Source organism: Dongia sp. (assembly GCF_041906375.1).
Classification (GTDB): Bacteria; Pseudomonadota; Alphaproteobacteria; order Dongiales; family Dongiaceae; genus Dongia.
Map to the genome: position 1 here is coordinate 1144072 of NZ_JAYRJJ010000001.1, position 22018 is coordinate 1166089.

Consider the following 22018-nt stretch of genomic DNA (forward strand, 5'->3'; position numbering starts at 1 on the left):
ATGGCCACGTCATGCGCCGGACCCGAAACTGTCACGCAACGCCGTTATAGCGCGTTGATCGCTTTTGACAGAAGGAGGCTCACGCGATGACCGATCGTCATTACCGCATGCCGGTAAGCATCAACAACGAGGACGATGCCAATCCGTCCAATCCGAGTGCCGGTCCTTCCATGACCGACCTCATCGCCCAGCGTGTCTCGCGTCGCACGGCATTGAAGGGCCTGCTGGCCAGTGCCGCCATCGGTGCCATCGGCGCCGGCACCGGTCTCGTTTCCCGTCCGGCCAAGGCGGCGATGGGCCTCTCCTTCGAGGAGATTCCGCACGCCTATGATGAAAACCTGCACATTCCGGCCGGCTACACCGCCAACCCGATCCTGCGCTGGGGCGAGCCGATCATCGCCGGCGCGCCGGATTTCGATGCCGCGGCGCGCGATGCCGCGGCGCAGGCGCAGCAGTTCGGCTACAATAACGACTTCGTGCATTTCGCCCCGCTGCCGGAAGGCTCCGACGCCAGCGATCACGGCCTGCTCGTGGTCAATCACGAATACACCGACGCGCACATGATCTTCCCGGGCTTTGCCGATGGCAAGGCGGCGCTGGAAGGGACCACTGCCGAGATGGCGGCCTATGAACAGGCGGCCCACGGCCTTTCCGTGGTCGAGATCAAGAAGGAGGCGTCGGGCTGGGCGCTGGTGAAGGACAGCAAGTTCAACCGCCGCATCACCCTGGCCACGGAAATGACCCTGGTCGGCCCGGTTGCCGGCCATGACCGCGTCAAGACCTCGGCCGATGCCACCGGCACCAAGGTACTCGGCACGATGAACAATTGTGCCGGCGGCTGGACGCCCTGGGGCACGATCCTGTCGGCCGAAGAGAACACCCATCAGTATTTCGGCGGCGATCCCAGCGGCACCGCCGAAGCGGCCAATGCCAAGCGCATGGGCATCAAGGGCGAGCCCTCTTATGCCTGGGGCAAGTTCGACGACCGTTTCGATATCTCGAAGGAGCCCAACGAGCCCAACCGGTTCGGCTGGATCATCGAGGTCGATCCCTACGACCCGGCCTCGACACCGGTCAAACACACGGCGCTCGGCCGCTTCAAGCATGAGGCGGCGACCACGGTCATCAACAGCGACGGCCGCCTCGTCGTCTATACCGGCGACGATGAGCGTTTCGAATATGTCTATAAATTCGTCAGTAACGGCACCTACGACGCCGCCAAGGGGCGCGCCAGCTCCAGCTTGCTGGATGACGGCACGCTCTATGTCGCCAAGTTCGACGGCGATGGCAATGTGACCTGGATGCCGCTGGTCCATGGCGAAGGTGAACTGACCGCCGCCAACGGCTTCAACAGCCAGGCCGATGTGCTGATCGAGGCACGCCGTGCCGGCGATCTCCTGGGTGCCACCAAGATGGACCGCCCGGAAGACATCGAAACCAGCGACAAGACCGGCAAGGTCTATGTCGTCCTCACCAAGAACGACAAGCGCAAGGCCGATGATCTCAACGCGGCCAACACGCGGGCCGAAAACAAATGGGGCCACATCGTCGAGATGGTGCCGCCGACGGCAGGTGGCAAAGCGGATCATGCCGCCACCAGTTTCACCTGGAGCGCCTTCATCCAGGCAGGCAATCCGGATGACGTGGCACAGGGGGCTGCCTATGGCGGCGCGGTGAGCCAGGCCGGCTGGTTTGCTAATCCCGACAACGTGGCCTTCGATGCCGCCGGCCGCCTCTGGATCGCCACCGACGGTTTCCCGGACCACGGCGTCCATGACGGCCTCTGGGTGACGGAGACGGAAGGCGAGGGGCGGGCGATCACCCGCCACTTCCTGGGCTGTCCGCGCGGCGCCGAGCTTTGTGGCCCGGCCTTCACGCCGGATGGAAAGACGCTCTTTGTGGCCATCCAGCATCCGGGCGAGGAGAAGGGGGCCAATTTCGCCGCCCCCTCGACCCGCTGGCCGGATTTCAAGGACGGCATGCCGGCGCGTCCCGCGGTCGTCGCGATCACCAAGGACGATGGCGGCGAAATCGGCGCCTGAGCCGACATAAACCGCAAACGATTGGAGCCCGGCCGAACTCAGTTTCGGCCGGGCTTTTTTCTGTCACATATCTTTCATGAGTCGGGTCGATTCCCCGTCATTTCCCGGGTCTACCCAGGGTGCCTTCACTGACAAACAGGACAGGAGGCAACGATGGCGGATCATCCGCAGAATGCATCGACACCCACTTACGCCCAATTGGTGGCGAACCGATTCTCGCGCCGCACCGTGCTGCTCGGTGCCGCCGGCGTCGCGGCCGCGTCGGCCATGTCCTTCCGCTTGGCCGGCGCACAGGCCGCGGCCAGTTCCTCGACGCTGACTTTCCCCGAACTGAAAAAGGTCTATGACCAGACCCATCACGTCGCCGAAGGCTACAATGCCGACATCCTGGTGCGCTGGGGCGAGGCGATCGTCGCGGGCGGCAAGGAACTCGATGCCGCTAACCAGAACGCCACCGACCAGGCCAAACAATTCGGCTACAACTGCGATTTCATCGGCTACATGCCGCTGCCGCTCGGCTCGGACAACAGCGAGCACGGGCTGCTCTGCGTCAACAACGAATATCCCAACCCGCACGTGATGTTCCCCGGCATGACCGAGGACGATGCGCCCAAGATGATGAATGCGGACCAGATCAACGCGGCCTTCGAATCCTGGGGCCACTCGATCGTCGAGATCAGGAAGGTGGACGGCAAGTGGCAGACGGTGAAGGACAGCAAGTTCAACCGCCGCATCACCGGCACGACCGAGATCGCGATCTCCGGTCCCGCCGCCGGCCACACGCTGCTGCAGACGGCGGCCGATCAGACCGGAACCAGGGTCTTCGGCACTGGCTATAATTGCTCCGGCGGCGTCACCCCCTGGGGTACGATCCTCAGCTGCGAGGAAGGTCTCTCCGACACGTTCGGCGGCGATCCGGCCAAGGGCGGCGATCCGAAGCTGCTCGAGCGCTACAGCTATGACGGTTCCGACTATTACGGCTTTGCGCGCATCGAAGAGCGTTTCAATCTCGACAAGGTGCCGAACGAACCAAACCGGTTCGACTGGGTGGTCGAGATCGACCCCTATGCGCCCACGGAAATGCCGGTGAAGCGTACGGCTCTGGGCCGCATGGGTCACGAGGCGGCGACCTGCATCGTCAATGCCGACGGCCGCATCGTCGTCTACACCGGCGATGACGATTATTTCGAATACATCTTCCGCTTCGTCAGCACCGGCAAGTTCGATCCGGCGAACCGCGCCGCCAACAAGAAGCTGCTCGATGAAGGCACGCTTTCCGTGGCGAAGTTCGACGAGGACGGCACGCTCACCTGGATCCCGCTGATTCATGGCCAGAACGGCCTGACGCCGGAGAACGGCTTTGCCGACCAGGCCGAGGTGCTGATCAAGGCACGTCTGGCCGGTGACCAAGTGGGCGCCACCAAGATGGATCGCCCCGAAGACATCGAGCCCAATCCGGTCACCGGCCGTGTCTATGCGGTCATGACCAAGAACAAGAAGCGCACGGCCGATGAGATCGACGCCGCCAATCCGCGCGCCGAAAACAAATACGGCCATATCCTGGAAATGCTCCCGCCGGGCGAGGGCAAGGATGCCGATCATGCGGCGGACACGTTCAAATGGGACGTGTTCCTGCTGGCCGGCAATCCCGCGAAGCCGGAGGAGGGTGCCAAATACAATCCGGGTATCAGCGCTGACGGCTGGTTCGTTGCCCCCGACAACATCGCATTCGATCCCAAGGGCCGCATCTGGATCGCCAGCGATGGGGCCAACGATTTCGACATCGCCGACGGTCTCTACGGCGCCGATACCGTGGGCGACGGCCGTGCGCTGCCGCGCTTCTTCTTCGCGTGTCCCACGGGCGCCGAGTTGTGCGGTCCGGCCTTCACGCCGGACGGAAAGACTCTCTTCGTCTCGGTCCAGCATCCGGCCGAGAATTCGGAGAACACGGACAAGCTCACCACCCGCTGGCCGGACTTCGGCGACAGCCTGCCGCGTCCCGCCGTCGTCGCAATCACCAAACAGGACGGCGGCGAAATCGGCGGCTGATCGCGTCCGACCTTGCCTTAACAACGCCCGGCGGAAGACTTCCGTCGGGCGCTTTCATTTCCGGTCACCGACTTGTCATCTGCCTGCAAGCGACCGGCAATCAGAATCGGTCATGGTGCTCCCTAGAGAGGGTGCCTGGCTCCGGTGGCAGATCCCTGGAAAAGCCACCGGAGCTAGGGCATCGCAGGATCGGAAGAGGTGCCGTCATGACCGTGCAGCCGAATGTCATAGGGATCGACAGCAGATCGGCCAGCCCCGCCATTGGCCTGAGCCCGGATCTTCCCGAAATCGTCGCTCTGCGCCGCGACCGCTGGCTCGATGGGCCGGAAAGCGGCCATGTGCTTGACGACTTGACCGAACACAACGTTTCGGATCGCGATACGGACCTCGTTTGGCAGCGCCTGGCGCGCCAGCGCCTCGGTATCGGCACCGCCTTGGTCGATATCGCCAACGGCCTGGCCTATGCGATCGATGTCGATGGCGATATTTTCCTCTACCGCGTCGTCGCTGCGCGCGCGCTTGAAAATCATCTGAGCCTCAGTGCCTTGATCGATTGCGGCGAAGTTGCCGTGGCGCGCTTCGTCGCCAACGGCATCCTCGAATGGATCCCGGTCGCCGGCGCCCGCGACGTTCAGCAGGTGCGCCATGAAGCGCGCCGCCTTGGCGCCACGCCGCTGCGCCGTCTCTTCGCCCTGACGCCGCTCAACAATGCCGGTGGATTGCGCATGATTGCGACCGGCGGCAACGAACCGCTGACCCTCGATTTGACACCACCCAGCATCGGGCAGCATCGCTATCGGCAGGCGCGCCGTTTCGCCTGGACCGAGCAGGACGCGCCGATGAGCTACGGCTTCGGTACGCCGGCGGCCGAACAGATGCCGACGGGTCTTGCCGCCCTGTTCTCGCAACCCTGGCAATAACCTCAGCTTTCAATCTTCTTTTGCTTTCCCGTCCCGGCCGCTTTGTCCGGGTCAAGCCGTGATCATCCCCCGAACGATCGATCCCGGCCTCACTGAAGCCCTCCGTCCTGTCCACGGAGGGCTTTTTCTTTTGTGGGCTGCGCTCATGAAAAAGCGTATGTGACCGCCCCCACCCCAACCCCTCCCCCTGAAGGGAGAGGGGCTTTGAGCGAGGTGATCGGTGCGATCTCGGTCGGAAACCCTCTCCCTTCAGGGGGAGGGTAGGGTGGGGGCGCCAAGTGACGGGTTTCCGCCGACTTCGCGTCCTTTCATCCTGCCCGGAATCTCTCTAGACTCCGCCATCCCAGCGACTCAAAAGCCGATACCCCCATGGCGCACGCCGATTTCGTCCATTTGCGCGTTCATTCCGCCTATTCGTTGTCGGAAGGCGCCCTCAAGAACAAGCAACTGGTCGATCTGTGCCGCCGCAACGCCATGCCGGCCGTGGCCGTCACCGACAGCGGCAACCTCTTCGGCGCGATGGAGTTCTCCGGCTATGCCAAGGATGCCGGCATCCAGCCGATCATCGGTTGCCAATTGGGCCTCGCGCGTGAGCGCGATCCACACCAGATACAGATCCCGGCTCCGGACCAGATCGTCCTCCTGGTGCAGAATGAGAAGGGCTATGCCAATCTCACCAAGCTTTCCAGCGACGCCTATCTGAAGGGCGAGCCGGGGACGCCGCCGCAGGTGTCGCTGGGCGATCTCGCCGCGCATGCGGAAGGCCTCATCGCGCTGACCGGGGGGCCGAAGGGTCTGGTCGGTCGCCTGCTGCTGGAAGGCCAGGATGAAGCTGCCGAAGCTGCCTTGCGGCACCTGGCTTCCCTCTATCCCGGGCGCCTCTATATCGAATTGATGCGCCACGGCCTCGATGAGGAAACGCGCATTGAGGAAAGCCTCATCAACCTCGCTTACGCGCACAACCTGCCGCTGGTCGCGACCAACGACGTCTATTTCAGCGACGAAGGTATGTATCTGGCACATGATGCGCTGCTCTGCATCGCCGGCGGCACCTATGTGGCGGAGAGCAATCGCCGAAAGGTGACGCGCGAGCATCGCTTCAAATCCGGCGCCGAGATGAAGGCGCTGTTCGCCGATTTGCCGGAAGCGATCGACAACACGCTGGTCATCGCCCGGCGCTGCGCCTACATGCCGCCGTCGCGCAAGCCCATCCTGCCGGCCTTTTCCGACGGCAAGAGCGAGGACGAGGCGCTGCGCGAGATGGCGCATAAGGGTCTCGACGAACGGCTCAGCACGATGGGCCTTTCCGAGGAACAGCAGAAGCCCTATCGCGAGCGCCTCGAATTCGAGCTCGGCGTCATCATCCAGATGGGCTTTCCCGGCTATTTCCTCATCGTTGCCGAGTTCATCCAATGGGCCAAGGCGCATGAGATTCCGGTGGGCCCCGGCCGCGGTTCCGGTGCCGGCTCGGTGGTCGCCTGGGCGCTCACCATCACCGATCTCGATCCCTTGCGCTGGGGGCTGCTGTTCGAGCGCTTCCTCAATCCCGAACGCATCTCGATGCCCGACTTCGACATCGACTTCTGCCAGGACCGCCGCGAAGAGGTGATCCGCCATGTGCAGGAGCGCTACGGGCGCGACAAGGTCGGGCAGATCATCACCTTCGGTAAGCTGCAGGCCCGCGCCGCCGTGCGCGACGTGGGGCGCGTCTTGCAGATGCCCTATGGCCAGGTCGACCGGCTCTCCAAGCTCATCCCCAACAACCCGGCCAACCCGATCACCTTGAAGGAGGCGATCGAGGGCGAACGGCAATTGCGCGACGCGATGGACGAGGACCCCAGCGTCAAGCGGCTGATGGAAATCGCGCAGAAGCTCGAAGGGCTCTACCGCCACGCCTCGACCCATGCCGCCGGCGTCGTCATCGGCGACCGCGCGCTTGATGAACTGGTGCCGATGTACCGCGATCCGCGCTCGGATATGCCGGTCACCCAGTTCAACATGAAGGATGTCGAAAAAGCGGGCCTCGTGAAGTTCGACTTCCTCGGCCTCAAGACGCTCTCGGTCCTGCGCACCGCCGACAAGCTGCTCAGGAAGCGCGGCATCGAGCTCGACATCGACCATCTGCCGCTCGATGACGCCAACACCTTCGAGATGCTGGCCAGGGGCGATTCAACCGGCGTGTTCCAGCTGGAAAGTTCCGGCATGCGCGACGTTTTGCGCAAGCTGAAGGCCGACAGGTTCGAGGACATCATCGCCGTCGTGGCGCTCTATCGCCCCGGCCCGATGGACAACATCCCCAAATACATCAATTGCAAGCACGGCCGCGAACAGCCGGACTACCTGCATCCCTCGCTCGAAGGCATCCTGAAGGAAACCTTCGGCATCATGATCTATCAGGAGCAGGTGATGCAGATCGCCCAGGTCCTGTCCGGCTACAGCCTCGGCGGCGCCGATCTCTTGCGTCGCGCCATGGGCAAGAAGATCAAGGAGGAGATGGAGGCACAGCGCAAGCTGTTCGTCGACGGCGCGGTCGAGCGCAAGGTCAATGCCGACAAGGCGGCCGAGATCTTCGACCAGGTCAACAAATTCGCCGGCTACGGCTTCAACAAGAGCCATGCCGCGGCCTATGCCTTGGTCGCCTATCAGACCGCTTGGCTGAAGGCCAATTACCCGGTCGAATTCTTCGCAGCGTCCATGACCTACGACATGGGCAATACCGACAAGCTCAATGTCTTCCGCCAGGAACTCAATCGCCTCGGCATCAAGCTGCTGCAGCCCGACGTCAACAAATCGGAACCGACCTTCGTGGTCGAACAGCAGGCCGATGGCGCCCTGGCTGTCCGCTATGCGCTGGGTGCGGTGAAGAATGTCGGCATGGGTCCGGTCGAGGCCATGGTGAAGGCGCGGGAAGAGGGCGGGCCCTTCAAGAATCTCGAGGATTTCTGCGAACGCATCGACCCCAAGGGCCTCAACAAGCGGCAGCTGGAAAACCTGGTGCTGGCCGGTGCCTTCGACAGCATCAACCCCAATCGCCGCCAGGTCCATGACAGCGTCGAACAGATGCTGCGCCAATCCCAGGCCGCGCACGAGGCCAAGGGCAGCAACCAGTCGAGCATGTTCGCTGAGACGACCCAGGTGCGTCTCACCCTGCCGCCCTTGCCGGATTGGCTGCCGATGGAACGGCTGCAGCACGAATTCGCCGCGATCGGCTTCTATCTCTCGGCGCACCCCTTGGATTCCTATGGCGCCAGCCTGAAGCGCCTCGATGTCGTCTCTTTCGCCGATCTGCCGCAATGGCTGAAGGCCAAGGGCGCTGCCCGCGCCCGCGTCGCCGGCCTCGTTGTCGGCAAGCAGGAGCGCACTTCGCAGAAGGGCAACCGCTTCGCCTTCATCCAGTTGACCGACGCCAGCGGCATGTATGAAGCGACGATCTTCTCCGAACGCCTCACCGCCGCGCGCGAGATGCTGGAACCGGGCCGGGCGCTCCTCCTCAATGTCGATTGCCGCCAGGACGAGGAAGGGGGCCTCCGCCTCATGGTGAACGAGGTTTCCAGCCTCGATCAGGCCGCCGCCGCGACCGCTGCGGGCCTCAAGATCTTCCTCAAGGACGCCAGCCCGGTGGAGACGATCAAGCAGATCCTCGGCAAAGCCGGCCGCGGCAAGGGCCGTATCGATTTCGTCATCGACATCCCCGAACAGAAACGCGAAGTCGACATCGTGCTCCGCGACCACTTCGCCGTCACCCCCGCCGTCCGCGGCGCCATCCGCGCCATGCACGGTGTGGCGGAAGTGATGGATACCTGAGCCGCTCGCCGGGTTAGAACGTATCGAACCGGTAGGTGAAGCCAATCATCGCCATGTGGCTCGACAGATCGACGGAGCTGTCAATATCGCCAGGGGTGGCCGGGGAATCAGGATTTACCACATGCGTACGCGTATCGACGGTCCCCAGGTCGGTAAAGGAATATTGCGCGGAGACGGACCAGTTCTCTCCAAGCGCAAGCTCGCCGCCAAGGCCCACGACATAACCGAGCTGCGTTTCTGTGTCCGAACCATGGCCGTCTGCGCCGGAACCAAATGTGTCGGAGAAATCGGTTTCTACTTTTACCCGGCTGAGGGCGGGGCCGGCCATGAAGTAGACCAGCCAATTGTCCTGCGCCCAGCCGATGCGGGGGCGCAGAGTCGCCATCCAATCGGCTTCAACCCGCTGCGTCAGCTTGAAGTCCGCTCCCGGAGCGCTGATCCATTCCTGAGAGCTGCTGCGCGTTTCGTCCCACAACAGTAGATCGCCGGTGACACCGATGCCGAGGACGACGCTGCCGATCTGGTGCGAATACCCCATCTGCAAACTGCCCGACCAATCCCAGTCGGTCGGGCTACCGCTTCCGGCATTCTTCACTTGCTTTAAGTCGCTGGCCACATTGAAGTAGCTGTTCGGATCTTTGACGCCTTCTGCTTCCGTCTCCGGCGTCAGGATGCCGCCGCCGGCCAGGGCGGTGATGCTGAAACCGGACCAGTCGATCTCGGAAGCGGATTGCGCAGCCGCTTGTCCTGAGCCCAGGCCGAGGCAGCAGCCAGCGAGTAGAATTGCCTTCCGAATCATTTGCTTGTCCCCATCCCTGACAACACGCGTAGATGTTCCTATCCAGGTAATATTTCCGGATCAAGCAAGTGTATCGATGCTGCTCCGGGGGGGCCACTTGCCATTTCAGCCGGAACCTTGTATTCCACCGCCGCTAACAAACCGCATGCGGGTTCGCGCGCTGCTCGGGGAGACATCCCGGCAGACTTCGCTCCGGTGTTCTAAGTCTCAGGAATAATTGAGATTTTTAACGCAAAACCCGCAGAGGCTTAACCGGAAAAGGACTTTTGGAATGGCGCTGCCACAATTCAGCATGCGTCAGCTCTTGGAAGCTGGCGTTCACTTTGGTCACCACACCCGTCGTTGGAACCCGCAGATGGCCCCCTATCTGTTCGGCGTGCGCAACGGCGTGCATATCATCAATCTCGAATACACCGCCCCGATGCTCGAACAAGCGATCAAGACCGTGCGCGACATCGCCGCAGCCGGTGGTCGTGTGCTGTTCGTCGGCACCAAGCGCGCTGCCGCTGACAAGGTCGCCGAAGCAGCGAAGCGTTGCGGCCAGTATTACGTCAACCATCGTTGGCTGGGCGGCATGCTCTCCAACTGGAAGACCATCTCGCAGTCGATCAAGCGCCTGCGCGAGATCGAGGAGAAGCTGACGACCAACACCGTCGGCCTCACCAAGAAAGAACTCCTCATGATGACCCGCGACCGCGACAAGCTCGAGCGCGCGCTGGGCGGCATCAAGGACATGGGCGGCCAGCCCGACGTCCTCGTCATCATCGACACCAACAAGGAATCGCTCGCGGTGAAGGAAGCCAACAAGCTTGGCATTCCGATCGTCGCCATCCTTGATTCGAACTCCTCGCCGGAAGGCATCAATTTCCCGGTCCCGGGCAATGACGATGCGATCCGCGCGATCTCGCTCTATTGCGACCTGTTCTCGGGCGCCGTGCTCGACGGTCTGCAGCAGGAAGCGATCTCTTCGGGCGCCGATATCGGTGAGTCCGAGGAACTGCCGGCCGAACAGCTGCCGTCGGTTGACGGCGCTGAAAACGCGGCGTCGGCGTAAATCTGCTCCGGCATTGAATGGGGTCCGGGGCATTGCCTGCGCCGGACCCCATTGCCACATCTAGTAACACCTGAAGATACCGACTTTTGACGGAAGGAAGAGACCATGGCCGAGATTACTGCGGCACTCGTTAAGGAGCTGCGCGAGGCCTCTGGCGCCGGCATGATGGATTGCAAGAAGGCGCTGGCCGAGAACAATGGTGAAATTGAAGCAGCGATCGACTGGCTGCGCAAGAAGGGCCTCGCCGCCGCCGCCAAGAAGGCCGGCCGCGTCGCCGCCGAAGGCCTCGTCGGCGCCGTTGCCGAAGGCAATGTCGGCGCGCTCGTGGAAGTGAATTCGGAAACCGATTTCGTCGCCCGCAACGAGCAGTTCCAGGGCTTCGTCTCCGCCGTTTCGCGTCTCGCCCTTGCCCATGGCGACATCGAAGCACTGAAGAACGCCAAGCACCCGGAAGGCGGCACGGTCACCGAAAAGCTCACCACCCTGGTGGCGACGATCGGCGAGAACATGAACCTCCGGCGCGTGCAGCGTCTGGCGGTCGGGAGCGGCATCGTCGCCTCCTACGTCCACAACGCCGCCGCCCCTGGTATGGGCAAGATCGGCGTGCTCGTGGCGCTGGAATCGACTGGCGACGCCGCGAAGCTCCAGGCTTTGGGCAAGCAGCTCGCCATGCATGTGGCCGCTGCCAACCCGCAGTCGCTGAGCATCGCCGAAGTCGATCCGGCCAGCCTCGAGCGTGAGCGCGCCGTCTTGACCGAGCAGGCCCGTGCCTCGGGCAAGCCGGAAGAGATCATCGGCAAGATGGTCGAAGGCCGCGTCCGCAAGTTCTACGAGGACGTCGTCCTCCTCGAGCAGCTCTATGTCATCGACGGCGAAAGCCGCGTGAAGCAGGTCGTCGAGAAGGCCGCCAAGGAGATCGGCGCGCCGGTGAAGCTCGTTGGTTTTGCCCGCATGGCGCTGGGCGAAGGCATCGAGAAGGAAGAAAAGGACTTCGCGTCCGAGGTTGCGGCCCAGCTGCGCGCTTGAAGTCTCAGTTTCGGCGGGCTTCCTGCGCCGCCGAATCGGGGTATAGTTCGGCGGGCGATGTCACCCTTTAGGGGGCCGGCATCGCCCGCCTGCCGCCCGCCACGGGCGGCTGTCCGGCAGATTGTCCAAGCCGGGCCATATAGTACAAATGGCGCAGGGAGAATTGCGTATGTCCAAGGCTGGTGCATCGTCGACGGTCGCTGAAGGTGAACATCCGTCCGTTGCACACGCGCCGGCATCGCCACCTCCCGGACTCCTCTACAAGCGCGTCCTCCTCAAAATCTCCGGCGAAGCCCTGATGGGCCAGCGCGACTACGGCCTGGAACCGGCGACCGTCAACCGCGTCGCCAAGGAAGTCCAGGCGGTCCATGCGCTGGGCGTTGAATGCTGCCTCGTGATCGGCGGCGGCAACATCTTCCGCGGCATCGCCGGCGCGTCCGAAGGCATGCAGCGCGCCTCGGCCGATTACATGGGCATGCTGGCCACCATCATGAACGCGCTCGCCATGCAGAACGCGCTCGAACAATTGGGCGTCGACACCCGCGTCCTCTCCGCCATTCCGATGCAATCGGTCTGCGAACCCTATATCCGCCGCCGCGCCGTCCGCCATCTTGAGAAGCGCCGCGTCGTCATTTTTGCTGCCGGCACCGGCAATCCCTATTTCACCACCGATACGGCCGCCGCCTTGCGCGCCTCGGAAATGGGCTGCCAGGCGCTCCTCAAGGGGACCAAGGTCGACGGCGTCTACAGCGCCGATCCGAAGTTCCACAAGGATGCCGAGCGCTACCAGCAACTGAGCCATCAGGACGTCCTGGCGCGCGACCTCAAGGTCATGGACGCGACGGCGATCGCCTTGGCGCGCGACAACGGCATTCCGATCATCGTGTTTTCGATTCACTCGCCGGGCATGATGGCTGAGGTCCTGCAGGATCGCGGCCGCTTCACGGTGATCGGCAACCGGCACGAAAAGATCTAAGAGCTAAAAGGGTAGGAGAGGGTTCCATGAGCGATCCGCGTCTCGAAGATTACAAACGCCGCATGGACGGCGCGCTGGAGGCCCTGCGCAAGGAGTTCACGGGCCTGCGCACCGGTCGCGCCTCGGCAAACCTGCTGGACCCGGTCCAGGTCAGCGCCTATGGCAGCAGTATGCCGCTCAATCAGGTCGGCACCGTGAGCGTGCCGGAGCCGCGCATGATCACGGTCCAGGTCTGGGACAAGGGCATGGTTTCGGCGGTCGAGAAGGCCATCCGTGATGCCGGCCTCGGCCTCAACCCGGCTTCCGACGGCACCACGGTCCGTGTGCCGCTGCCGGAACTGTCGCAGGAACGTCGCCAGGAACTGACCAAGGTCGCCCACAAATATGCCGAGCAGGGCCGCGTTGCTGTCCGTAACGTGCGCCGCGACGGCATGGATTTCCTGAAGAAGCAGGAAAAGGACCACAAGATCACCGAGGACGAGCACAAGAAGCTCGCCGACCTCATGCAGAAGCTCACCGACGAGCATGTGAAGAAGGTCGACGAGGTGCTGGCGCTCAAGGAAAAGGAAATCCTGCAGGTCTGATGTGAGCCAGCCGCGCCTCATAGCCGAGCCGGTCGCGGCGGTTTCTGGCAACAGTCAGGCCGCCCATGGTTCGTCGCGCCCGCCGCGCCATATCGCCATCATCATGGATGGCAACGGCCGCTGGGCGCGGGCGCGCGGATTGCCGCGCACGGTCGGCCATAACAGCGGCGCCGAGGCAGTTCGCCAGGCGGTCAAAGGGGCGGTGGCCTGCGGCGTCGACTACCTGACGCTGTTCGGTTTCTCGTCCGAAAACTGGAAGCGCCCCACCGCCGAGATCGACGATCTGATGGGGCTCCTGAAGCTCTATCTCAAGCGCGAGATCGAGGAACTGCACCAGAACGGCGTCCGGATGCAGGTCATCGGCGACCGTTCGCGCTTAGGGACCGACGTCGTGGCGCTGATCGAAGCGGCCGAGGCGAAGACCGCCGCCAACAAGAAGCTCACCCTTACCATTGCGCTCTCCTACGGGTCACGGGCCGAGATCGTGCTGGCGGCCAAGCGCCTCGCCGAAGCCGTGCAGCGCGGCGAGCTCTCGCCCAACCAGATCGACGAGGCGCGCTTCGAACGCTTCCTCTTCACCGCCGACATGCCGGACCCGGACCTCCTCATCCGCACCAGCGGCGAGAAGCGCATCAGCAACTTCCTCCTCTGGCAATGCGCCTATGCCGAGTTCGTCTTCCTCGAGAAGCATTGGCCCGATTTCGGCCAGGACGACCTCAAATCGGCCATCGCCGAATATCTCGGCCGGAACCGGCGCTATGGCGCCTCCGAGTAAGAAGCCCAGCAACCTCGTCGTCCGGGTCCTCTCGGCGCTGGTGCTGATCCCGGTCGTCGTGGCCGCCGCCTATGTCGGCCATCCCTGGTTCGACGCCCTGGTGATCCTCTTCGCCGCGATCATGGCCTGGGAGTGGGCCCGCATCGCTGGGCGGCGCCGCAACCCGGCCGATCCTAGCCCGGCGGCTCGGTTGCCGGTGCGCGATTGGTCGCTTGCGGGATGCATGCTGATCTTCGTGGTCGTGTATGCCTTGGTGACGGTGCGTGGGCCATTGATTGCAGGCTGGCCAGCCAAGGTCGATCTGTCCCTCTGGGATATTGTCAACATTACCATTCTGACCGTCAGCGGAGCCATCCTCTTCGGCTTTCCAGAACATCGCAGTCGGGCGATTTGGTTCGGGATCGGCGTCATCTATATTCTGGCACCCTCGCTCGCAGTTCTCTGGGTCCGCGACGATCCGGTGACGGGGCAGGGGATCGAGCTCCTGGCCTGGATCCTGGCCCTGGTGATCGCCACCGATACCGGCGCCTATGCCGCCGGGCGCTCGATCGGCGGGCCGAAGCTTGCCCCGGCCATCTCACCCAACAAGACCTGGGCGGGGCTGATCGGCGGCATGGTTTCAGCGGCCATAGTCGGGCTTATCGCCGGATTGTGGCTGGATCTCTCAAGTCCCTGGAAATTAATGATTTTGAGCGCCGGCTTGGCTGTGATAGAGCAGGTCGGCGACCTTCTCGAATCCGCCTTCAAACGGCGCTTTGGCGTGAAGGACAGCAGCCATATAATCCCCGGGCATGGGGGCGTGCTCGACCGGGTTGATGGCTTGCTCACGGTATCGGTTGCCGTGGCGGCGTTGGACTATTTTGGCGAAGGTAGTGTGCTCTCATGGTTATGACTGGTTCGGTGACGGAGCTTCGCGCTCCCGTGTCAGGCCCCCGCAGCGTCACCGTCCTGGGCTGCACCGGCTCGGTCGGGTGCAACACCATCGACATGATCGAGCGCAGCCCCGGCGCCTACCGGGTCGAGGCGCTGACCGCCCATAACAATGTCGATTTGCTGATCGAGCAATCCCTGCGCCTCAAACCCCGCCTCGCCGTCACCGGCAATCCGGAGAATTACGAGAAGCTCAAAGCGGCCCTGGCCGGGACCGGCATCGAGGCCGCCGCCGGCCGCGCCGCCGTGATCGAAGCCGCCCAGCGCCCGGCCGAATGGGTCATGGCCTCCATCGTCGGCGCTGCCGGACTGGAGCCCACCCTGGCCGCCGTCCGCCGCGGCGCCCTTATTGGCCTGGCCAACAAGGAAACGCTGGTCTGCGCCGGCTCGCTCATGATGAAGGAGGTGGCCAAACACAAGGCCACCATGCTGCCGGTCGATTCCGAGCATTCCGCCATCTTCCAGGTATTCGATTTCGACAAGATTCCGGCCATCGAGAAGATCATCCTCACCGCCTCGGGTGGCCCGTTCCGCACCAAGACCTATGCCGAGATGACGGCAATGACCCCGGCCCAGGCGGTCGCCCATCCCAACTGGTCGATGGGGGCCAAGATCTCGGTCGATTCCGCTTCGATGATGAACAAGGGCCTCGAACTCATTGAGGCGCATCATCTCTTTGGCCTGCCGGAAGAGCAGATCGAGATCCTGGTGCATCCGCAATCGGTCATCCATTCCATGGTCGCCTATCGCGACGGCTCGGTCCTGGCGCAGCTCGGCACGCCCGACATGCGCACGCCGATCGCCTATGCCCTGGGCTGGCCCAACCGGATCGAGGCGCCCTCGGCGCGCCTGGACTTCGTCAAGATCGCGCAGTTCACTTTTGAAGCGCCTGATCCGGAACGATTCCCGGCGCTGCGCCTGGCGCGTGCGGCGCTGAAGGCCGGCGGGCGGGCGCCCACCATCCTCAACGCCGCCAACGAGATCGCCGTGGCTGCCTTCCTCGGTAACGAGATCCGCTTTACCGACATTGCCGCCGTGGTCGAAACGGTTCTCGAAAAGCTGCCGGTGGGTACCCTCACCAGCATCGACGATGTGCTGGCAACCGATGGCGAGGCCCGGAATGTGGCCAGGGCCGAGGTGGCGGCGCGGCGCAAAAACAGCTAGGCCGGATTGGCCAGGCCAATGGTTCGACAGGCAAGCGTCAGGTTGCTGTCGCATAACGGGTTACGGTAACAGGGAGCTGAGCTGGTATGGATATCGTCGAGATTTTCTCGCGCAACGGCTTTATATTCCTGGCTCTTTTGACGCCGCTGGTCTTCGTCCACGAACTTGGTCACTTCCTGGTGGCGCGCTGGTGCGGCGTGCGGGTCGAGGTCTTTTCGATCGGCTTCGGCCGCGAGCTCTTCGGTTTCACGGATAAGCACGGCACCCGCTGGAAGTTCAGCCTGCTGCCTTTGGGCGGCTATGTCCGCATGTTCGGCCAGGCGCCCAACGAGCTGGAAGGCGGCGAGAAGCCGGTCGACATGTCGTCGGAGGACCGGGCCGTCTCCTTCATGCACAAGAGCGTCGGCCGCCGCGCCGCCATCGTTGCCGCCGGTCCCGCCGCCAATTTCATTTTCGCGATCGTGGTCCTCACGGCCCTCTATTGGGGTTTCGGGAAGCAGTCCACCTCGCCCTTGATCGACGAAATCAGCCCCGGTTCGGCGGCGGAGGAGACCGGGTTGCTCCCGGGCGACAAGATCGTGGCCCTTAATGACCGGCGTATCACGACCTTTGAAGAGATTGCCGAGTTCATCCAGCTCAACCTCGACCAGCCCCTGCGGATCACCGTCGAGCGGAACGGGGCCGAGCAGACGATGACGGCCACGCCCAAGATCATCGTGCAGAAAGACATCATGGGCCGTGACACCCGCGTGGCGCGTCTGGGTGTCATCAGCAAGCATGGCGGGCCGAAAGTACAGCTCGGGCCGCTTGAGGCTGCGCAGGCGGCGGTCAGCTATACCTACAACCAGACGGTCAACATGCTGCAGGGACTTTGGCAGATGGTCTCGGGCGTCCGGCCCGCCAGCGAGATCGGCGGTGTCCTGAGGATTGCCACCGTTTCCGGCGCCGTGGCCGGTATCGGCCTCTACGAATTGACGCTCTGGGCCGTGATGCTGTCCCTCAATCTCGGACTGATCAACCTTTTCCCCGTCCCCATGCTGGACGGCGGGCATCTTGCCTATTATGCGGTCGAGGCTACGCGGGGGCGGCCCTTGAGCGAGGGCGCTCAGGAATGGGGGCTGAAAATCGGCCTCGCCATGGTACTTAGCCTCATGTTATTTGCCACATGGAATGACTTGGTTTATCTGAAAGTCGTCGATTTTTTCCATGGGCTCTTCACCTGATCGGATGATGCGTAAAATGGCTTTTTTGCGTACGCTGCTTTGCGCCCCCAGGGGGATTGCCGGCATTTCCCGCCCTGTTCTGCGGGCCTTGCTGCTGGTGGCCTTGCTGACGCCCAGCCTGGGTGCGGTGCATCAAGCGGCGCTGGCCCAATCGATCAGCGCCGGTGACGCGATCCAGGAGATCCGGATCGAGGGCAGCCAGCGAATCGAGCCGGACACCGTGCGCAGCTATATGGCGATCAACCCGGGCGATCCGTTCGACGCCAAGGCGATCGACCGGGCACTGAAGAACCTGTTCGCGACCGGCCTCTTTGCCGACGTCAATTTCCGCCGCGAGAACAGCACCCTCATCGTCCAGGTGACGGAAAACCCGATCATCAACCGCATCGCCTTCGAAGGAAACGATCGGTTGGAGGACGAGCAGCTGCAGACCGAGATCCAGTTGCGCCCGCGTGTCGTCTACACCCAGCAGCGCGTCCAGTCGGACGTGAAGCGCCTGCTCGATCTCTACCGCCGCAACGGCCGCTTCGCCGCGACCGTCGACCCCAAGGTCATCAAGCTCGACCAGAACCGCGTCGATCTGGTCTTCGAGATCAACGAGGGCGACACCACCGACATTGAGCGCATCGACTTCGTCGGCAACAAGGTCTTCGATGACGACGATCTGCGCGACGTGGTCATTACCCGCGAAAGCGCGTGGTTCCGCTTCCTCAGCAGCAGCGACACCTATGACCCCGACCGCCTGACGGTCGACAAGGAAAACCTGCGCAAGTTCTATCTGGAAGAGGGCTATGCCGACTTCCGCGTGATTTCGGCCGTGGCCGAGCTCTCGCCCGACCAGGAGGCGTTCTTCATCACCTTCACGGTGGAAGAGGGTGAGCGCTACAAGCTCGGCAAGGTCGAAATCAAATCGACGCTCAAGGACCTCGACCCGGATTCGCTCTGGAGCGAAGTGCAGACCGGCGAAGGCGATTGGTATAACGCAACCCTGGTGGACAAGACCGTCCAGGCGATCGCCGATCGCGTCGGTTCGCTTGGCTACGCCTTTGTCGACGTGCGCCCGCGTATTAAGCGCGATGCGGAGAACCACATCCTGGATCTCACTTACGACATCCAGGAAGGCCCCAAGGTTTATGTCGAGCGCATCGACATCACCGGCAACATCCGCACGCAGGACAAGGTGATCCGCCGCGAGTTCCGCCTGGCGGAAGGCGACGCCTTCTCGACCGCCAAGATGAAGCGCACCGAACAGCGCCTGCGCAATCTGGGCTTCTTCGAGGCGGTCGACATCCAGACCACCCCCGGCAGCGCCCCGGACAAGACCGTGATCAAGGTGAAGGTGGCCGAGCAATCGACCGGCGAGTTGACCTTCGGTGCCGGCTTCTCGACCGCTGACGGTCCCTTGGGCAATATCGGCGTGCGCGAACGCAACCTGCTCGGCAAGGGCCAGGATCTCCGCGCCAACTTCACGCTGTCGGGCAAGCGCTCGCAGGTCGACGTGAGTTTCACGGATCCTTACTTCCTCGACAAGGATCTCTCGGCCGGCGTCGATCTCTTCCACCGCCGCTACAACGACGTGCGCGGTGATAATTACGATCTGTCGCAATCCGGCTTCGGGCTGCGCATGGGCTACGAGCTGACCGAATATACGCGCCAGACCCTTGGCTTCCGCGTGAGCGCCGACAAGATTTCGGACGTCGACAATGACCTCTCCGAGGCCATTCAGGACGAGAAGGGCTGGACGCTGCGTACGACTTTCAGCTCGGATATCATCTACGATCGCCGCGACAATGCGAATGACCCGCGCGATGGCTATTTCGTGTCGTTGTCCAACGACCTCATCTCCATTCGCCCGGATTTCTCGAATGAGGATTTCAACCTGCAGACCTTGGTGAAGGGTGGTTATTTCTACCCCATCACCGATGACATCTCGATCGGCATTTCGGCCGAAGCCGGCTATATCCGCGCCCTGGGCAGCGGCAACGTGCGTGTGACGGATTCCTTCACCTTGGGCGGCCAGACCTTGCGCGGCTTTGAATCCTCGGGTGTCGGCCCCCGCGATGCGGATACCAATGACTCGCTCGGCGGCCAGCTCCTGTTCGACGGCACTCTGCAAGCCAGCTTCCCGGTGGGCCTGCCGGAGGAGTTCAACGTTCGCGGCCGTGCCTTTACGGATTTTGGTACGCTGACCGAGACGGATCTCGAGAGCAATATCAACATTGATGATGATGCGAGCCTCCGCGTTTCGGCCGGTATCGGGCTCACCTGGGTGTCGCCTTTCGGCCCGATTGCCGTCGACGTCGCCTATCCGCTCATGAAGGAGAGCTACGACAATACGGAGTGGTTCCGTTTCAGTGTCGGTACCTCGTTCTAAGTCTTAATCGTTTTGTCAGTGGAGTTACGCGCGTGTTCAAATTCCGAATGATGACGAAGGCCGCCATGGCCCTCGCTGCGGCGCTGATCGTTCTGTCGCCGATCCAGTCGACCTATGCCCAGGAGGCGGCGCCCGCCCCGGCGGCATCGATCCCGGTCGCCATCGGCATCGTGAATGTCCAGGAAGTCGTCAAGAAGTCGACGGCGGGGCAGTCGCTGAAGAAACAGGCCGATGCCCGCCGCAAGCAGAACCAGACCGAGCTCCTGGCTGAAGAAAAGAAGCTGCGGGCCGAGAACGATCAGCTGAACGCCCAGCGCGCCACGCTGAGCCCGGCCGACTTCGGTGCCAAGCAGCAGGCGTTCCAGCAGAAGCTCAATGCCTGGCGCCAGGGTGCCGAGCAGAAGCAGAAGGCTTTTGAGTCTTCGTACAACAAGGCCCAGAAGACGATTTTCGAGACCCTGCAGAAGGTCATCGGCGACATCGCGGTCCAAAAGCGCCTGACCCTGGTTCTTAACAAATCCGTGGTAATTGTCAGTGCCCAGGCCTGGGACATCAGTGACTCGGCCCTGGCGCAGCTGAACAAGGTGCTGCCCGCCGTCAAAATGTAAGGCGGGTAAAGGTCCGGTTGGGCCGCGCGCCGTCCCATGAGGCGGCGCGCTTGATTTTCGGGTTTGCGGGGAAAAGGGTTTCTTGATGGCAGAGCAAGTTGCCACGGGTGGGGTCATCGATATCGCGTCGATCATGCGCATGATCCCGCATCGCTATCCGTTCCTCCTCATCGACCGCGTGATCGACGTCGTTTCCGGCGACAGCGCCACGGGCATCAAGAACGTGACCGTCAACGAGCCGTTCTTTCCAGGTCATTTCCCGGGCGCCCCGGTCATGCCCGGCGTGCTCATCGTCGAAGCCATGGCGCAGACGGCGGCCGTCATCGCCGTGCATGCGCTCGGGTCGGAAGCCGAGGGCAAGATCGTCCTGTTCATGAGCATCGACGATTGCCGCTTCCGCCGGCCCGTGACGCCCGGCGACCAGTTGCGTCTCGAAGTGAAGAAGGACCGCGCCCGCGGTCCGGTCTGGCGCTTCGTGGGCACCGCCAAGGTTGACGGCCAGGTCGTCGCCGAGGCCACCTTCGCGGCGATGATCCGCGACCGCTAACGCACCTAACTCGCTTCTATCGAAAGAGCCTCATCCTAAACGGGCGCGGGGCTTCGACTTGGCTGTCAGACGCCCAGCGCCCAGCGTGCCGCGAAGAACACGGCCATGCCGATGAGGATGGTCGGCATCAATCTGTGCCAGCGCCAGCTGATGATCGCCGCCACGATGGCGCCGATGAGGTAGGGATTCCGCCAGCTCAACTGAATGTCCCCGCCATCGGTCGGGTACAGCACCATCGGCACGATGATTGCTGTCAGCACAGTTACCGGCACGAAAGCGAGCGCGCGCTCGGCGATGGGCGGAAAGCGCACATGATCGGCGAACAGATAGACCGGCCAACGGATGGCGAGGTTGATGAGCGCCATGCCGGCGATCATGACCGCGATTTCGAAAGCGCTCATGTCACACCACCTCGCCAGCCGCGTTGCGGCGCTTGATTTCCTGCAGCGCAAGTCCCGCGCCGATGCCGGCGAGGGCGCCCAGCATCAGGCCCAGCTTGAAGGGCAGGGCATGTCCCAGGGTTGCGACCAGTGCCGCGACGATGGCCGCCGCCCAATAGGGCCTGGAGCGCAAGGCCGGCATGACGATGCCGATGAAGGTCACCACCATGGCGAACTCAAGCCCCCATTTCTCGATGCCTTTGTACTGGGTTCCCAGCACGATGCCGATGCAGGTCCAGAAGGCCCAGTTGAGATACATGCCGAGGCAGGATGCCAGGTAGTACCAATGTGCGTGCGGGGCGTCGCCTTCGATGCGGTAACGCCGTTCCATCACGGCGAAGGTTTCGTCGGTCAGCCAGGCGGAGAGGCCGAAGCGCCATACCTGGTTGAGGTGGCGCACGTGATCGACCAGCGTCGCTGCGTAGAGCAGGTGGCGGAGATTGAGAATGAGGGTCGCCAGCCAGATGACGCCGAGACCGGAGCCCGTGCCCAGAAGCAGGACGGCGATGAACTGCGCCGAGCCGGAGAAGACGAACAGCGACATGCTCATGACGGCGAGTGGCGAGAGACCCTTGGCGATGCCCAGCGCGCCGAAAATGAGCCCGAACGGAAAGGCCGAAATCATCACCGGCAAAGTCGCCACAAAGCCACGGCCGATCTCGGAGCCGATCATCCGGTCGGTCTTCGCGGTGTCGGTCATCGG

Annotated in this window: 18 protein-coding genes; 15 read left to right on the forward strand and 3 right to left on the reverse strand. The window is 63.0% G+C overall.

Annotated elements, in window-relative coordinates:
• Positions 1-86 precede the first annotated feature (86 nt).
• The 4 genes from ACE3OA_RS05340 (at position 87) to dnaE (ending at position 8815) form a co-directional block, all read left to right on the forward strand.
• Positions 87-2042: a PhoX family phosphatase gene (locus ACE3OA_RS05340; RefSeq protein WP_374308666.1), complete on the forward strand. Its 1956-nt coding sequence runs from the start codon at positions 87-89 to the stop codon at positions 2040-2042.
• A gap of 153 nt (positions 2043-2195) precedes the next feature.
• Positions 2196-4091, forward strand: a complete 1896-nt coding sequence (locus ACE3OA_RS05345) for a PhoX family phosphatase (RefSeq protein WP_374308668.1) — start codon at positions 2196-2198, stop codon at positions 4089-4091.
• A gap of 206 nt (positions 4092-4297) precedes the next feature.
• On the forward strand, positions 4298-5011 hold the full coding sequence (locus ACE3OA_RS05350) for a hypothetical protein (protein WP_374308670.1): 714 nt from the start codon (positions 4298-4300) through the stop codon (positions 5009-5011).
• A gap of 369 nt (positions 5012-5380) precedes the next feature.
• A complete protein-coding gene (dnaE, locus tag ACE3OA_RS05355) occupies positions 5381-8815 on the forward strand; it encodes a DNA polymerase III subunit alpha (protein ID WP_374308672.1) in 3435 nt (1144 codons plus the stop codon).
• Positions 8816-8828: 13 nt separating this feature from the next.
• Here the strand turns inward: dnaE and ACE3OA_RS05360 are convergent, their stop codons facing one another.
• Entirely contained in the window at positions 8829-9614 is a 786-nt protein-coding gene (locus ACE3OA_RS05360; RefSeq protein ID WP_374308674.1) for an outer membrane protein, read from the reverse strand.
• Between the two features lie 271 nt (positions 9615-9885).
• Here ACE3OA_RS05360 and rpsB point away from each other — a divergent pair, with 271 nt between their 5' ends.
• The 11 genes from rpsB (at position 9886) to fabZ (ending at position 20875) form a co-directional block, all read left to right on the forward strand.
• Positions 9886-10668 carry a 30S ribosomal protein S2 gene (gene rpsB, locus ACE3OA_RS05365; RefSeq protein ID WP_374308676.1) on the forward strand — a complete coding sequence of 261 codons (783 nt, stop codon included), beginning with the start codon at positions 9886-9888 and terminating at the stop codon, positions 10666-10668.
• Between the two features lie 105 nt (positions 10669-10773).
• The gene (gene tsf / locus ACE3OA_RS05370) at positions 10774-11694 is read left to right on the forward strand and encodes a translation elongation factor Ts (protein ID WP_374308678.1); all 921 of its coding nucleotides are present in this window, start codon (positions 10774-10776) and stop codon (positions 11692-11694) included.
• Between the two features lie 169 nt (positions 11695-11863).
• Entirely contained in the window at positions 11864-12670 is an 807-nt protein-coding gene (gene pyrH, locus ACE3OA_RS05375; protein ID WP_374308680.1) for a UMP kinase, read from the forward strand.
• Between the two features lie 26 nt (positions 12671-12696).
• Entirely contained in the window at positions 12697-13254 is a 558-nt protein-coding gene (frr, locus tag ACE3OA_RS05380) for a ribosome recycling factor (protein ID WP_374308683.1), read from the forward strand.
• 19 nt (positions 13255-13273) lie between these two features.
• Entirely contained in the window at positions 13274-14029 is a 756-nt protein-coding gene (locus ACE3OA_RS05385; RefSeq protein ID WP_374309218.1) for an isoprenyl transferase, read from the forward strand.
• The gene (locus tag ACE3OA_RS05390) at positions 14013-14921 is read left to right on the forward strand and encodes a phosphatidate cytidylyltransferase (RefSeq protein WP_374308685.1); all 909 of its coding nucleotides are present in this window, start codon (positions 14013-14015) and stop codon (positions 14919-14921) included. The genes ACE3OA_RS05385 and ACE3OA_RS05390 overlap by 17 nt, the downstream gene beginning before the upstream one ends.
• Positions 14918-16123 carry a 1-deoxy-D-xylulose-5-phosphate reductoisomerase gene (locus tag ACE3OA_RS05395; protein ID WP_374309220.1) on the forward strand — a complete coding sequence of 402 codons (1206 nt, stop codon included), beginning with the start codon at positions 14918-14920 and terminating at the stop codon, positions 16121-16123. The genes ACE3OA_RS05390 and ACE3OA_RS05395 overlap by 4 nt, the downstream gene beginning before the upstream one ends.
• 86 nt (positions 16124-16209) lie before the next feature.
• A complete protein-coding gene (locus ACE3OA_RS05400; RefSeq protein WP_374308687.1) occupies positions 16210-17346 on the forward strand; it encodes an RIP metalloprotease in 1137 nt (378 codons plus the stop codon).
• Between the two features lie 16 nt (positions 17347-17362).
• Positions 17363-19720 (forward strand): outer membrane protein assembly factor BamA, encoded by a 2358-nt coding sequence (bamA, locus tag ACE3OA_RS05405; protein WP_374308689.1) that lies wholly within the window; start codon positions 17363-17365, stop codon positions 19718-19720.
• A 32-nt stretch (positions 19721-19752) separates the two neighbouring features.
• Positions 19753-20328, forward strand: coding sequence for an OmpH family outer membrane protein (locus ACE3OA_RS05410; protein ID WP_374308691.1), 576 nt, complete (start codon positions 19753-19755; stop codon positions 20326-20328).
• Between the two features lie 85 nt (positions 20329-20413).
• On the forward strand, positions 20414-20875 hold the full coding sequence (gene fabZ / locus ACE3OA_RS05415) for a 3-hydroxyacyl-ACP dehydratase FabZ (protein ID WP_374308693.1): 462 nt from the start codon (positions 20414-20416) through the stop codon (positions 20873-20875).
• A 65-nt stretch (positions 20876-20940) separates the two neighbouring features.
• Here the strand turns inward: fabZ and ACE3OA_RS05420 are convergent, their stop codons facing one another.
• A complete protein-coding gene (locus ACE3OA_RS05420; RefSeq protein WP_374308695.1) occupies positions 20941-21276 on the reverse strand; it encodes an AzlD domain-containing protein in 336 nt (111 codons plus the stop codon).
• Position 21277: 1 nt separating this feature from the next.
• The gene (locus ACE3OA_RS05425) at positions 21278-22015 is read right to left on the reverse strand and encodes an AzlC family ABC transporter permease (protein ID WP_374308697.1); all 738 of its coding nucleotides are present in this window, start codon (positions 22013-22015) and stop codon (positions 21278-21280) included.
• Positions 22016-22018: the final 3 nt, after the last annotated feature.